The organism is Geitlerinema sp. PCC 9228 (genome assembly GCF_001870905.1).
Lineage (GTDB): Bacteria > Cyanobacteriota > Cyanobacteriia > Cyanobacteriales > PCC-9228 > PCC-9228.
Window position 1 is genome coordinate 41,378 of the sequence record NZ_LNDC01000094.1, and the last position, 14,582, is coordinate 55,959.

Annotated in this window: 12 protein-coding genes; 3 read left to right on the top strand and 9 right to left on the bottom strand. The window is 48.9% G+C overall.

Annotation, left to right across the window (positions count from 1 at the left end; all coding sequences use genetic code 11):
• Positions 1-236: 236 nt before the first annotated feature.
• The gene (locus AS151_RS08025) at positions 237-560 is read right to left on the bottom strand and encodes a 2Fe-2S iron-sulfur cluster-binding protein (RefSeq protein ID WP_071516527.1); all 324 of its coding nucleotides are present in this window, start codon (positions 558-560) and stop codon (positions 237-239) included.
• A gap of 205 nt (positions 561-765) precedes the next feature.
• Between AS151_RS08025 and AS151_RS08030 the strand changes: the two genes are divergently transcribed.
• Positions 766-1,263: a TIGR00725 family protein gene (locus AS151_RS08030; RefSeq protein ID WP_071516528.1), complete on the top strand. Its 498-nt coding sequence runs from the start codon at positions 766-768 to the stop codon at positions 1,261-1,263.
• Positions 1,264-1,301: 38 nt separating this feature from the next.
• On the opposite strand, the gene AS151_RS08035 is transcribed toward AS151_RS08030, so the two are convergent.
• The 5 genes from AS151_RS08035 to dusA all read right to left on the bottom strand — a co-directional run bounded on the left by AS151_RS08035 (position 1,302) and on the right by dusA (position 8,148).
• Positions 1,302-3,149, bottom strand: a complete 1,848-nt coding sequence (locus AS151_RS08035; RefSeq protein WP_139240574.1) for a hypothetical protein — start codon at positions 3,147-3,149, stop codon at positions 1,302-1,304.
• A 60-nt stretch (positions 3,150-3,209) separates the two neighbouring features.
• A complete protein-coding gene (locus AS151_RS08040; protein WP_071516530.1) occupies positions 3,210-3,593 on the bottom strand; it encodes a hypothetical protein in 384 nt (127 codons plus the stop codon).
• Between the two features lie 232 nt (positions 3,594-3,825).
• Positions 3,826-5,877, bottom strand: coding sequence for a magnesium chelatase ATPase subunit D (gene bchD / locus AS151_RS08045; RefSeq protein ID WP_071516594.1), 2,052 nt, complete (start codon positions 5,875-5,877; stop codon positions 3,826-3,828).
• Between the two features lie 106 nt (positions 5,878-5,983).
• Positions 5,984-7,048, bottom strand: a complete 1,065-nt coding sequence (locus AS151_RS08050; protein WP_071516531.1) for a mechanosensitive ion channel family protein — start codon at positions 7,046-7,048, stop codon at positions 5,984-5,986.
• A 101-nt stretch (positions 7,049-7,149) separates the two neighbouring features.
• On the bottom strand, positions 7,150-8,148 hold the full coding sequence (gene dusA / locus AS151_RS08055; protein WP_343327423.1) for a tRNA dihydrouridine(20/20a) synthase DusA: 999 nt from the start codon (positions 8,146-8,148) through the stop codon (positions 7,150-7,152).
• 93 nt (positions 8,149-8,241) lie between these two features.
• Between dusA and AS151_RS08060 the strand changes: the two genes are divergently transcribed.
• On the top strand, positions 8,242-9,435 hold the full coding sequence (locus tag AS151_RS08060; RefSeq protein WP_071516532.1) for an ArsB/NhaD family transporter: 1,194 nt from the start codon (positions 8,242-8,244) through the stop codon (positions 9,433-9,435).
• A gap of 46 nt (positions 9,436-9,481) precedes the next feature.
• Here the strand turns inward: AS151_RS08060 and AS151_RS08065 are convergent, their stop codons facing one another.
• From AS151_RS08065 to AS151_RS08080, 3 genes are all read right to left on the bottom strand, one after another.
• The gene (locus AS151_RS08065; protein ID WP_084639457.1) at positions 9,482-10,264 is read right to left on the bottom strand and encodes a TVP38/TMEM64 family protein; all 783 of its coding nucleotides are present in this window, start codon (positions 10,262-10,264) and stop codon (positions 9,482-9,484) included.
• Positions 10,265-10,588: 324 nt separating this feature from the next.
• Positions 10,589-11,299 carry a hypothetical protein gene (locus AS151_RS08070; protein ID WP_139240575.1) on the bottom strand — a complete coding sequence of 237 codons (711 nt, stop codon included), beginning with the start codon at positions 11,297-11,299 and terminating at the stop codon, positions 10,589-10,591.
• A gap of 621 nt (positions 11,300-11,920) precedes the next feature.
• Positions 11,921-14,056, bottom strand: coding sequence for a cation-translocating P-type ATPase (locus AS151_RS08080; protein WP_071516535.1), 2,136 nt, complete (start codon positions 14,054-14,056; stop codon positions 11,921-11,923).
• Positions 14,057-14,212: 156 nt separating this feature from the next.
• On the opposite strand from AS151_RS08080, the gene AS151_RS08085 reads away from it, so the two are divergent.
• Positions 14,213-14,569: a metalloregulator ArsR/SmtB family transcription factor gene (locus AS151_RS08085; RefSeq protein ID WP_244532940.1), complete on the top strand. Its 357-nt coding sequence runs from the start codon at positions 14,213-14,215 to the stop codon at positions 14,567-14,569.
• Positions 14,570-14,582: the final 13 nt, after the last annotated feature.

Below are 14,582 nucleotides of genomic sequence, written 5' to 3' on the forward strand. Positions count from 1 at the left end.
TAAACCTACAAAAACGCTTGTGCTGAGCCTGCCGAAGCATAGGGGTAGTGCCCTTCTCCCCCTACGAAAGCCAGGGGGGGTTGCTTCTACAGAAGAATTGTGGTTCTCCCATGTCGGATTTGGTATAAGAAACAGGATGCATCTGGTTTGCTCTCGAAAAAACAGGTGTTGGCCAACCAGAAAAGGAAGTTACGGTTAGCCAACACCGAATCTCTCCGCCAATCTATAAAGTTTTCTCAATCAGGTTGTTTGAACTGACGTTCGTAGACCTCGTCTTCTTTTTCCGATTCTACTTTTAAGTCGGAACGGGGATAGGCTACGCATAGCAAGACGTAGCCTTCTTCCTTCAAATCGCTTCCCAACCCCATAGCATCTTCTTGATCGACGCTACCAGAGCCGGTAATTTTGGCGGCGCAGGTGGTACAAACACCAGAAGTACAAGAACTGGGCAGGTCAATACCCGCTTCGTAGGCGGCAGACAGGATATACTTATCCTCTGGAACTTGTAAGTGATAGCTTTGTCCCTGGTGAACGATTTCTACGTTGTAGGTTTCTGTCATAAAAATTCTGCGTAGTTCCCGTGCAGTGAGTTATTGTACCTTAGTGCTGTTGGAATGGGATGGGTAGATACCGAGTTTGCAGGTATGGAAGTACCCAACAAAGGCACTCAGGGCAAGGGGGAGGGTGGGTGGGAACACGATCTGCTCCCTCTTTCCCCTATTTCAACAGCAAATTAAGTTTTATCTTCAATTGTCGGAAAACGTTATGAGAAAAACTGTCATCGGGGTTATGGGTCCTGGAAACGGGGCAACGACGGATAATTTAGAAAGTGCCTACGAACTGGGCAAATATATTGCTCAAGAAGGCTGGATCTTGCTAACCGGCGGTCGTAATGTCGGAGTAATGGATGCTGCCAGCCGCGGTGCGAAGGAAGCCAATGGGATCGCTATAGGCATTCTGCCGGATGAAAGCGAAGGTGGCGTTTCGGAAGCGGTGGATATTGCGATTTTTACCGGCATGGGGAATGCTCGCAACAATATTAACGTACTGTCTTCCCATGCAATTGTGGCTTGCGGGATTGGTACGGGTACCACTTCGGAAATTGCCCTGGCGCTCAAAGCTGACAAACCTGTTATTTTACTCAATAAGGACGAAACCTGCCGCTTTTTTTTCCAGAAACTTTCTAAAGAACGAATGGCGATCGCGGAAACGCCAGAACATGCCATTGAGGTGACCAAACGGTTTTTAGCGGCTTCTAGATAACCATTTCTGTCAAAATCGGGGTCGTGTTGGATCGGGTATCAATCCTGGGACCACTGGGGTTGCGTTAAGGTTGAGCGCAATTGCCATTGACCTAGTTGGGGATGTTCTACGGTTAGTTTTCCGCTGTTGAGGGGTTGGCGAACGTAGGGACTATCCAATACAGCACGGGGAATCGGGTAGGGTTGACCGTTGACATGCCCCCGATCGCTTGTATAGGTCATTTCCAAACGATCGCCGTTCAATCCTGTATATTCTAGCTTGCCTTGACTTTGCCAATCGCGATCGCTGACTGTTGTACCATCCAGTGCCTGTTTTAATTGGGCGAATGTAGAATAATCCCGAACCGAGGCAATATCGGTAATCCATGCCGTACGCTTTCCTTGCGCTACCAAGGCTTGATAGTCCTCGTGTTCGGAGGATACTGGATTGTTCAAACGAACAGTATCGCCCCAAGGTCGCGCGCACAGCCAGATATTTTCAATTTGCCATACGTACCAATCGCCGTATTGCTGCGGTTCGCCATAGCGGTTGGGAAGGACTAAATGCGATCGCGCCGGAACCCCCGCTTCCAGGTCTTCTTGGTTTAGAATGGATTGGTACATGACAGCACTACGTCCTTGCAAATAGCGATCGCCGGGACTGCTGCCTTTTGCCATGGGAGAATGATAGGTTCCCCCCAAACTCACCACGGCGTTGTTCTGATTTTCGCGATCGCGCACCACCAATTTATAAGTCGCATACTGAGCATTAATCGTCCCTTTCACGCGATAGGACTTTTTCGGATTAACTAACGTTGCCAAACTATAATCTTCAGTTACGTAAAACCGTTCCCAAAACCGATTATCTTGGTGATAGCTGTAATAACTTGGATGGCTAGCTTCCAGTAAAAACGGCAATTTTACTTGTTTGCGTGCCAATGCCTTTAAATGCGGCGGTGGTCGGTAAGAACTCAACGCTGCGGGCAAGGCTAGCCGTGCATATTGCGACTTCATTTGACGGGCGATCGCTTCTGCATCGGTACCATCTCCCCACCACATCCAGGCTACAGCTGCCGCGCCACTATTCCAAGTTTCGCGATCGAACCCACGACTTTCCGCACCACCCACCGTTCCCCAACTGAAACGCAACGCCAAATTGGTAGCAAACCAATCCAAAGCAGCTTTGGCAAGTTCTTTCCGTTCGGGGGTTTCGGCAAAATCGTATAAGTTAAGCAAGGCACCGATACTGTAACCGTAATATACGGAAGAGTGAAATTCTCCCTGTCCGATGGTGAGTAACTTTTGCAACTCGGTGCGGACCCAGGCTTCCAGGGTTGCTGGTGTGGCAGGGTCTTCATTGGGGAAATTGCTGCCATCCATCAGCGCCAATCCCGATAGCCGCTGCATGTACATGTGGTTTTCCGTTCCCGTTTCCAGCCACTCAAACACGCGCGGACGTTGCATCATTTGGCGGTAGATGGCTTTTATATCCTCTGGCATGCGATCGCGAAATAGGAAAAACAGGCGAATATCGAGATAGCTGCGAAAGTGATACAAATCCGATTTATCTTCTTCTAGATTGCGGAGAATTTGCCAAATTTTAGACTCGTCTGTATCTTCCAAACTCAGCCGCGCCACCATAACCGGAAGCAAATATTTGTGCGGGTCGCCAATATCCACCCGCCGCCACCAGCGGTCCAATTCTTCTAAATCCAAATCTGCCAACTGTTTGCGAATGGCGAGGCTGCGGGCTTCAAACGCCTCCTCTGAGGCGCGATCGCGTTGCAGCGCTACATTGGGAAATAAAGAGACTGGCGATGGTATATCTGCCACGGTAGCACATGCGGCGGTTATCGCCACCAATATTGCCGTTGCGATCGCCAATCCTCTAGCAGTCCATCGTCCCATCAGATTTTTCCTCACTCCGCAACCAATCTTATTTCAATCTATACGAACGGCAAATTGTTTCTACCACAACCATCGGTAAAATCCGTAGGGGGCAGTAGCAATAACCACCAATACCAACAACCACAACCGTCCTTTCAAAATATTGTAATCTGCCAAAAGTTTTTCCCAGGAATGTTTGGCGACATAACGACCAAATAGGAATTCAAATGCTACCGTCATCACCAGCCACATGCCGCCAATCGCGATCGCTTGTGGGATAGAAACAGGAGGAACAAAATAGACCAAAGTGCCTATATACAGAGAAAACAGCAAAATTCCCGAAATTGTAGAAATCTGATGGGCTGTTAATTCTTTCACATGCTTGCCGTACCAGGTTTCGCGAACTCCTGCGTTGGCAATTGCGATCGCTATCATGGGAAACCAGCCGAGAAAATAGATCCACATGGTAGTTCTTCTCCCAAAAAAATATTGTTTGGGTCAGGGGTGGGCGGTGCCTACCCTACTTTGGTTAGGATTTTATGTCCGCATGGTAGTTGCTCTCTCAAAAAAAACCTGGTTTGGGTCAGGGGTGGGCGGTTCCCACCCTACTTTGGTTAGGATTTCATGTCCGCATGGTAGTTGCTCTCCCAAAAAATATTGTTTGGGTCAGGGGTGGGCGGTTCCCACCCTACTTTGGTTAGGATTTTATGTCCGCGATCGCACCTTGGGCGACCGAAGCAATGGTTTGATCGGTGGCTTTGGGCAGGTGATAGTAATTGCCACCGGCTTTGTGCGCTAACTCTTTGGCAAATCCGGTGGAAACAAACTTATTCTCCGTATCGATAACCAACAGTTGCATGTTCAAACCGCCAATTTTGGCAGCCAAATCCAACAATTCCTCTTTGATATTGGGTTTTTCGTCTTCGGGCATGGGTTCGCCCAGCGATCGCGACAAAGGAATATTCCCCCGACCGTCGGTAATCGCCACAATCGCCACTTGTCCCACATCGCCGGATTGACGGGCATTCATCCCCACGCGCACTGCTTGGGTTAAACCGTGGGCCAAAGGCGAACCACCGCCGCAGGGCAATTTTTCCAAACGCCGCCGCGCCGTCGTAATGGAACGAGTGGGGGGCAGCAACACTTCCGCTTGTTCGCCACGGAACGGAATCAGCGCCACTTGGTCGCGGTTTTGATACGCCTCATTCAAAAGACGAATCACCGCCCCTTTGGCTGACTGCATGCGATTCAATGCCATGGAACCGGAAGCATCCACCAAGAAAACCACCAACGCACTAGCGCGACGGGCCAAGCGTTTGGCGCGCAAATCTCCCGATTCCACAACCACGCGCCGGTGGGGATAGCGTTCGCGTCTGGCTTTTTGATAGGGCGCGGCTGCCCGCAACGTAGCATCCACAGCTACCCGCAACACTTCCCCTGTAGGCATCACCGGCTTCACGTAACGACCCCGGTCTTGGGAGAAAATCAAACTGCGCTTGCCAGAACTGCCCTGACGTTGCTGCGCCATTTGCGAGAAATACAGCGTATCCGGGTCTAGCATCACCCCTTCCGGATCGAACACAAACTCTTCCGGAATTTCCGGTTGTTCCGGCTGTTCTTCGCTTTCCTCTCCCTCTTGTTCTTGTTCTTCGTTTTGCGGTTCCTGTTCGTCTTCGTTTTGTTGGTCGTCCTCGTTTTCCTGTTGGTCTTGGTCTTCGTCGTTGGATTCCGGTGGCGGCGGTGGGGGTTCTGGGGGTTGTTGCTGGATAACATTTGACCGGGGCACGATAACCAATTCTACCGCCCGGCGCAAATCATCCGCATTCACTTGCGATCGCCCATCTAAAGCCGCCGAAGCTTTGGCCACCCGCACCGCAAACAACTCAGCGCGATGTCCTTGGACGGCCCCGCGTACCGCTTCTTCAACCAAATATTGCACCTGTTCGCCAGAAATGGTGACTTCTTTCAACCATTCCCGCGCCAGAATAATTTGGGTTTTTAAACTATCAATATCTTCTTCGTACTGCTGGAGGAAAGATTGCGGCGAATTGGAATAATTTATCGCTTGGTCAACCGCTTGCACCCGCTGGTCGATTCCCAAAACCCCGTCGGCGGATAAAGTAATGGCAATGCGATCGAGCAAATGGTCTCGCAGCGGACCTTCGTCGGGGTTGTAAGTCGCAATAAACAGGGGTTGGCAGGGATGCTGGAAACTAATTCCTTCCCGTTCGATTTGGTTGCGACCTTCCGTAAGGACGTTTAGCAGCAAATTGGCAATTTGGTCGTCGAGAAGATTAATTTCATCAATATACAAAACCCCGCGATGGGCCTTAGCCAGCAAACCGGGTTGAAAAATCGTATCTCCCTGCTGCACGGATTTTTCCACATCCACCGACCCTAGCAGCCGGTCTTCGGTGGTTCCCAAAGGAATTTGCACGAACGGCGTAGGAATTACTTCGGTGGGAACTTCGCTAGCCTCGCCGTATTGCGCCAGGGTATCGTCATCCCAATCCCACATGTTGTGGGGGTCGCAGTTGCTAATGGAATTTTTAACGACTTCAATGGGGGGAATGAGAGAATGAATTGCCCTCGCCATGACGGATTTTGCCGTTCCCCGCCTGCCGGAAATGGCAATACCTCCCAATCCCGGATCGACGGCGGCTAGCAACAAGGCAAATTTAATGGCATCTTGTCCGACAATAGCAGCTAGGGGAAATGTATTGGCTTGGGTACTGGTAGAAACTGTCATAAATTTGGGTAGGCAATCGCTCGATAGAAATATGGTTTGGATGGGTTGGTCTTTTACGCTCACTGTAAAATGGAATTGCCAACAATTTTAACGAATTGGCGTTTTTTTAGGTATCTTCCGGACGGTTGAGATACAGCACTTGGGTGGGATAGGCAAATTCGATGCCGCGTTTTTCCAGTTCTTCTTTGAGTTCAAAATTAATGGCTTGCTGGATGTCCATATATTGTCTGTAGTCGTTGCTGGTAACGTAATAGACAATTTCGTAATTTAAACTAAAATCGCCGTAGGATGCAAAATGCGCGCGATCGAAAATAGCCCCCTCCTGTTTTTCTATTATAGACTGAATTAGGGTGGGCATTTCCTGCAACTGTTCGCTTCTAGTTTCGTAGGTGACGCCGATTTGAAAGCAAATACGACGTTGGTCCATACGTTTGTAGTTGCGGACTCGGGAACTGGTTAAATCCTGATTGGAAAATACCAGCTCTTCACCGCTCAAACTGCGAAGGCGGGTACTTTTGATACCGACTCTTTCAATGGTACCGGCGTAGTCGCCAATAATGATAAAATCGCCAATTTCAAAGGGGCGATCGAAAATAATGGAAAGGTAGCTAAACAGGTCTTCTAAAACCCCTCGCGATGCCAAGGCAATGGCAACACCGCCAACTCCCAAACCAGCAACGATCGCGCTAATATTTAATCCAATGTTATCCAACAGGAAAATGACCCCAATGGACCAAACCACCACGCGAATGGCGGGTAGCAGGGATTGAACGGTACGTTCTCTGGCTTCTTCGCTACGTCGCCGCAGTTGGTAGCGCAAAATTTGGGCAATGGCGAGGGTAATAAACCCCATAACAAAAAATGTAGCCAAAGCAATACAAAGGATGGTAATGCCTTGGTTTAAAACGGGGTAGAGGGTTAACCCTTGAACGCTGAGATAGAGAACCCCCACATACAGCAGTGGAATAATGGTTCTATCAAAAATTTGAATGATTAAATTATCCCAGTTGGTGTTGGTTTGGCTTGCCCAATTTTTCAGGCGCGTAGCAATAACATTTTTGAATATTAAAACCACAAGTAAGCCAACCACCCAGGTGGCTACCACCGAAAGGTAATCGGCTACCGTATTCTGCCAAAATGTTTGCTGAAGGAACTCCTGAAAAGTCTGCATAGTTGGTGGAAATATTTACCGGATTGTAACCAGGGTCATGATACCGAAGGATGGAGTTCCCGTCAGGTACTTGACAAATGTTGCTTTATATGGTATGCATTCTATGCTGGCGAGGCAGCCATCATTTCCAGGGGATACTGCAAAGCGGCTTCCATCACTTGGGAATCGGCATCCGGTCGGCAGGCATGTTCGGTTAGATATCTTCTCCAGGCGCGACTTCCCGGCTGACCGGAGAACAATTGCAGCATGTGGCGGCTAATTTTGTGCAATTTTACGCCTCTAGACACCCAATGGTCGATATAGTCGTACATGGAACGGACAATTTCGGCGCGGGTGGTGGGAACGGTTTCTTCGCCAAAGAAATCCCGGTCTACAGTAGCAAACAAATAGGGATTGTCGTAGGCAGCGCGACCAATCATTGCCGCATCCACCAGTTGCAAGTGTTCCCGAACTTGTTCTAAAGTTTTGATGCCGCCGTTGATTTCCACATACAAATGGGGAAATTCCTGTTTGAGGCGATAGATATCTTGGTATCGTAGCGGTGGTACGTTGCGATTTTCCGCCGGGTTCAGACCTTGCAACCAAGCGCATCTGGCATGAACGGTGAAATGCCGGCAACCAGCAGCAGCGACGATGCGTACAAAGTTGCGCATATCTTCGTAGCGATTTAGGTTATCGATGCCAATGCGATGTTTGACCGTAACTGGAATGTCGGCTGCCTGGCGCATGGCTTCCACACAACGGGCCACAGTATCGGGTTCGGCCATCAAACAAGCGCCAAAGTTGCCGTTTTGCACGCGATCGCTGGGACAACCAATATTTAAATTAATTTCATCATAACCCCAATCGGCAGCAATTTTGGCACATTCGGCCAGTTCTTGGGGAGAATCGCCGCCAACTTGCAACGCCAGGGGTTTTTCTTCGGGGGAATATCCCAACAATTTTTGGCGATCGCCATTCAACACGGCTGCCGTTACCACCATTTCCGTGTACAGTAGCGTATGGCGGGTAATTTGGCGCATAAAATACCGATAGTGGCGATCGGTACGGTCCATCATCGGCGCAATGCTAAGAAATGGCCGGTGTTCGCTTGCAGGAATTTGATGGTTGGTTTCCCAAGTCGATATCGTACCTGTCACGATGGATTCCTATAACTCGAACAAACGACAACAAATTGGCGAACGTAGCAAAAGATGAAACTTACAGCAGCGATCGCACTTCATTTGGTGGTTTTGGTGGCCCTTTGGTGGCGTCCCAAGAGATTTGGCGTAGGCACCATTGCCATTATAGGCGCTTTAGTACCTTTATTGCTGGGATTGGTAAGTTGGAACGACCCCATTTTATCCCAGTGGATGTTTCGAGACACCGTACTGGTGCTGGTTATTGTAATCCTGCTGGTGCATTTGTTGCAAACCATGGGATTGTTTGACTGGCTGGCGGTGAAAATTTTATCGCGGGTTCGCCAGTTGCGGGTTTTGTTTTTTACCAGCATTGTTGCTGTGAGTTTGGCGGCATTGCTATTTACCGACAATGGCGCGATTGTCTTGCTAACACCGCTGTTGGCTGCCCTATCGCGTATCGGCAAATGGCCTTCTACTACCACCCTAGCATTTGCCATCTCTTGGTTGATAATGGCTGCCATCGCCAGTGCGATCGCACCTTTTTCCCATCCCGTTAGCCGCTACACTCTCCAAACCTTCCGCATCGATACCGGGGAGTATATCTTGGTTATGTTTCCCATTGTCATGGTAGCTGCAATTGTGGCTACGTTTGTTTTGTGGTGGTCGTTTTACCAACAAATCCCCCCACGTCGCATTTCTCCCCTATCGCCACGGGAAATTCCCTCACAACCAACCTCGCCATTTTCTTTCTCATCTTTGCGAAAAACCCCTTGGCAGGTGTTGCTGTTTGCCTGGGGTATGTATTTGGCAGGGATTGGTTTGGGAAATGCGGGATTGGAGATAGGATTGCAAAAAGCGATCGCTGGTTTGAGCAATTGGGGAGTAGCGATCGTGAGTTGGGGAACGGGATTTTTAGCAGCGATTGTTTCTTCTCTCAGCAATCACTTACCGGCGATTGTGGTACAAACCAATGCGATTCGGGATATGGAAGCGATCGCACCTACGTCTGCAGGAATGACAGCTCTGCAAGCAACAGCCATTTATGCTACCATCCTCGGCTGTACCATTGGCGCGAAATTGGTTCCCATTGGCAGTTTATCAACGCTGTTCTGGCTGCATTACTTATCGCAAGCCGGCATTCGCATTACCTGGGCTCAGTATACCAGGCTTTGTTTGCCAATTGTCTTGCCTACCTTATTTGTAGCACTGCTAATTTTATTGTTGTGGGTTCCGTGGTTATTTGACATTCAAATGCCCACAGTTTAATGAACTTCCATTTCTCCCAATCTCCCACGCTCCCACGCTCCCACCCTCAACGTCCTTGCCAATACTTACGGGCAAAAGCTGGCAAACAAGACAGCAAAGCTAACAGAGATAAGGCAATCAGGAAAGGCAACCACTCCCCTTGTTGAAAAGCATCGATACCGGTAACACCAATCCAAGTATAAGCCACGATGCCAGGAATAATGCCAAAGAAGGTGCCAATGGTATAATCAATGCTAGAAATGGGCGTTAAGCCAAATAGAAAATTTACGACATTGAACGGGGATATGGGGGCAAAGCGAACTGCCAAAATAAACCGCAAGGGCGATCGCTTGACGGCTTCTCGAAATACTGCTAATCTACGATGGCGCGCAAACCGACGTTCTGCCCAATCGTGGAATAAATAACGCGCGATCCAAAAGGCACCCACTGCTCCCACGGTAGCACCAATCGCGGATAGCAAAGACCCCCAAAACAACCCAAAAACGGCACCACCCGCTACGGTTAGAACTGTACCGGGAACGCCAAATACAGTTGCGATCGCATGAAGGATAATAAAAAAAGTAGCAGCACAGGGAAAACAGTTCAACTGGTGCAACCAACTGGCGAGGAAGTCGTAGTTAAATAAGTTTTTCAGAGGGGTTAGCCAAAATAATAGCAAACCGGCAAGAAAAGCGATCGCAATGAGCCAAACCAAACGCGATCGTGATAAGGAAAATTGTTTTCCCAGGGATTGGCGGCGACTTGGAGAAGCAGAGTTGGTCGCTGTTGGCTTGTTGCTATGGGAAGAACATTCCCGATCCTTGCGGTGAGAGGCAAAACGGTGGTTCATGCGACATCTGGTAAGGATTGGCTGCTATATGTCTGGTTCCTATTTTCCAGAAGTTCCATGATGTCTGTCTAAATGCTAGATAAAATTTTGCTGAGAAAGGCGCGATCGCTTGTACTTATTTTAGAGTGAACATTTACCCAAATAACTGCGCCAACCGCGTCACCAACAGGGAAGTTCCCACATCCGCTACTACCGCCGCAATCAACCCGGCAATGCCAACACTTGCCAACAGCAAAAACACCCCTTTGGTAACCAGCGAGAAAATAATATTCTGACGAATTCTACCGCCTGGCGAGAAAGCGCGATCGCCTTGCTTAGTTTTTCCTACCGGCTTATCAATCTCCGTTGCCCATTAATATAAACCTTTGCATTTGCTGGTTGGGTAATTTCGATCTGCGGAAGTTCCCCGTACACTCGAAAACCATCCACACCACCATCAACTTCCCCAATAGCTGTATTATCGCGAACAGTATCGTTGGATTGCGCTGTAACTCTGAAATTTTCGAGCTGTCCTTCAACCTGTTCTAACCTGCCCCCATTCTTAAGAGTATAACTTGTCAGACCAGGAATATCATGGCTATCAATAATGATGGTATGGCTGTACCCTTCCTCCGTGTAACCCGGCTTAACATATACTCTAGCATTTGCTGGTTGGCTAAGCTCGATTTGGGGACGTTCGCCGTAAGCTCGAAAACCATCCACGCCACCACTAACTTCCCCAATAGCTGTATTACCGCGAACAGTATCGTTAGATTGAGCTGTAACCCGGTAATTATCCAGCTTTCCCTCAATCTGCTCCAACATGCCACCATTTTTGATAGTGTAGCTGGTTTTACCGGAAATGTTGTGACTATCGATAATGATGGTGTATACGCTACTAGACTGCGCAATCTTAGATGCTACTTCCCTTGTAGTTATTGATTCTTCAACATGAGAACTTTCTGTTTTGAAAGTAGATACTTCCGTGGAGAAAATGCCAAACGGCAAGATAGCAAGTAAAACTCCCATGGATAGGAAATGAGTTGTATAAATCATCTTTTTCTTCTTTAAAGAGACGACAAATGGGCTGTATATCACGTATTTTTATAGACGTTGTAGGTGGTATTTGGTTTGTTTGCACCTTGGCTATTTTACGATAGAGCTAGTTTCCAAACCGAACCAAGTCCTGCTTACGTCTCTACCAAGATTCTAACAGTATGCTACGGAAAAGCATTCTTGATAAGTACATTATATAACTTGCTTATACCATTTCTGAAAAACAACGATTGTCTGGAATTCCTCAATTGCCCTGGTAGGGGCGCTCACGCGTTGCGCCCCTACTCACGCGTTGCGCCCCTACAAAAATCCCCCAATTATTCCTTGCAGATTTTTAAGGAAATGGTATTATTGTGTTGGAAACAAAATTGCCAACATAATAGCTGAACTTCTGGTGAGTAGGGAATTGGGAGATTCTTGTACTGAAATTTCTCCAGAAAGCGAATTTTGGCTTTTTATTGACCTAAATGGCTTACTACACCAGGCGTTCATAGGTTTAATTTTGCAGAAGATTTCTCCTGATATGATAGAATGGGGGCAAATTCTTGCAAGATACAATCAGTTACTGGAAGATCTGGAAAATTCAAGGCAATCGTTCTTTTTAGAAAATCGTATCACTCTTTAACGAGAACGAACCCCAAACAAACGCATCCCATTCAACGTCACCAACAGCGAAGTACCCACATCTGCTACTACCGCTGCAATCAACCCGGCAATGCCAACACTTGCCAACAGCAAAAACACCCCTTTGGTAACCAGCGAGAAAATAATATTCTGACGAATTGTCGCTACCGCCTGGCGAGAAAGCGCGATCGCGTAATCCAACTGCCGCAAATCGTCACCCACCAACACAATATCCGCCGTCTCCAACGCCAAATCGTTGCGACCGATCGCAAAACTCACATCCGCAGCCGCCAGCGCCGGCGCATCGTTAATCCCATCGCCAACCATACCAATCGTATCTTGTTGCTGGCGCAATTCCTTAATTTCCGTTAGCTTATCCGGAGGCAGCAGTTCGGCGCGATATTCCTTCATCCCCACATCAGCGGCAATTTGTTGGGCAACCGACCAGCGATCGCCCGTTAGCATCACCAAACGTTCGATTCCCGTTCGTTGCAACCGATGGATGGCTTCTTTGGCTTCCACTCGCAAAGGATCGGCTAGCGCGATCGCCCCTAGCAACGTATCCGAAGTACCCACAAAAACCACCGTTTGCCCGGCATCCCGCCACGAAGCTTCCTCAGATGGTAAAGAAATGCCATACGCTGCCAGCAGGCGGTGGTTGCCTACCCAAACCTGACCCACATCGAGTTCGCCAGCAATCCCCAACCCTGGCCATACATTCACATTTTGGGGAGACTGCAAAACCAGGTTCTCTTCCTGACTGCGTTCCAAAATAGCACGGGCAAAGGGATGTTCGGAGGTTTGTTCCAAACTTGCTGCTAGAGATAGGATTTGTTCGGCGGTGGTATCTCCCAAAACATAAACTTGCTGTACCGAAGGACTGCCTTGCGTCAGGGTTCCGGTTTTATCAAAAGCCAAAGCTTGCATTTGCCCTGCCATTTCCAAGCCGTGACCGCCTTTAAACAAAACCCCCGCTTTGGTAGCAGCGCCAATAGCACTCACAATGGAAACTGGTGTAGAAATCACCAAAGCACAAGGACAAGCAATTACTAACAATACCAAAGCTCGATACACCCATTCGGTGAGGGGTTGGGCGAACAGCAACGGGGGAACGATCGCGATCGCGATCGCGGTGCCAATGACGGCAGGCGTATAAATGGCGGCAAATTTATCTACCCACTGCTGGGCGGGCGCGCGGCTGGCTTGGGCGCTTTCCACCAAACGGACAATTTTGGCTAAGGTGGTATCTTCGCAAGTGCGCGTCACTTCTACTTCTAGATATCCCGCCTGGTTCAAAGTTCCGCCAAAGATTTCATCGCCAATCGACTTATCTGCTGGTACCGATTCGCCAGTAATCGCTGACTCGTCTATAGAACTGGTCCCGGAAACCACCGTACCATCCAAAGCAATGCGCTGTCCCGGACGTACCAACAAGCGATCGCCTGCGACAATTTCTTCGATCTGCAGTTCGACTTCTTCCTCACCCCGACGAACGGTAGCGGTGGTGGGAGTGAGTGCCATCAAATCCTGAATGGCGCGGCGGGTTCTGCCCAGGGCAAAGCTTTGCAAGTTGGTTCCCAGAGAAAACAGAAAGACCACCATCACGCCTTCCACCCACTCGCCTAAAATGACTGCCCCCACAGCAGATACGGTCATCAGCAAATTCATATCCGCTTTGCCGGATTTCAAAGCAATCCAACCAGCGCGCGCCACACGCCAACCAGCGGTGACGATGCTGATGCTGTAAAATATCTGCCATATCCAAGCATCCAACCCAGCCAACTGCGCCCAACCGCCTAACAAAAATCCCAAACCAGCCAGCAACAGTTCCTGACCGCGACGGGTGAACAGCCAAAATTGCCAGACAGAGGGCGATTTGGTAGAAGTTGCTGCCGGCGTAGTGGCGGCGGTTTTGAAGCGATAGCCCAAGGCTTCTACGCGCTGGCGAATTTCGGTTTCTGTGGTTTCTTCGCTGTTGTAAGCTACTTCCAGCTTGCTGTTGCTAAAAGAAACTGTAGCTTTGCGAATTCCGCTAGCCCCATCCAAATGAGATTGGATGGTTTGGGCGCAGTTGGGACAATCCATCCCTTCCACTTGGGCTTGTAATGTTTTGAGTGTAGGGTTCGATTGCATAGGGCAACCTCAATCGGTGGATGGCGCTGGATAACGTACCAGCTAATATTAGTATATACTGATATCAGTATTTGCTGATATGTTAACAAAACCTAACGCTACAGGCAAGGGATTTTTTCGAGAAATTGTTAATTTTTGAGGTAGAATAAAGAGGGAATGATTATCATTATTTTTATGCTAGCGGCAGACAAACATACATCCGATGACATGGTGGGGGTGAAGGCGAAGCTGTTTCGCGGCTTGGCGGATACGTCGCGACTGGCGATTTTGCTGGCTTTGCGCGATCGCCCCCTCAGCGTCAGCGAACTGGTTGCCACCACCGGTTTGACCCAATCCAACGTTTCCAATCACCTTGCCTGTTTGCGCGGTTGCAATTTGGTAATCACCGAACGGCAAGGACGATATGTGGTATACAGATTGAGCGACGAACGGGTGGCAGAATTTTTAGACATGGCCGATGACTTGCTGGCGAATGTGGCTTTGGGGGTCCAACAGTGCCCTCACACTAGCTAATCATGGTTGCAAA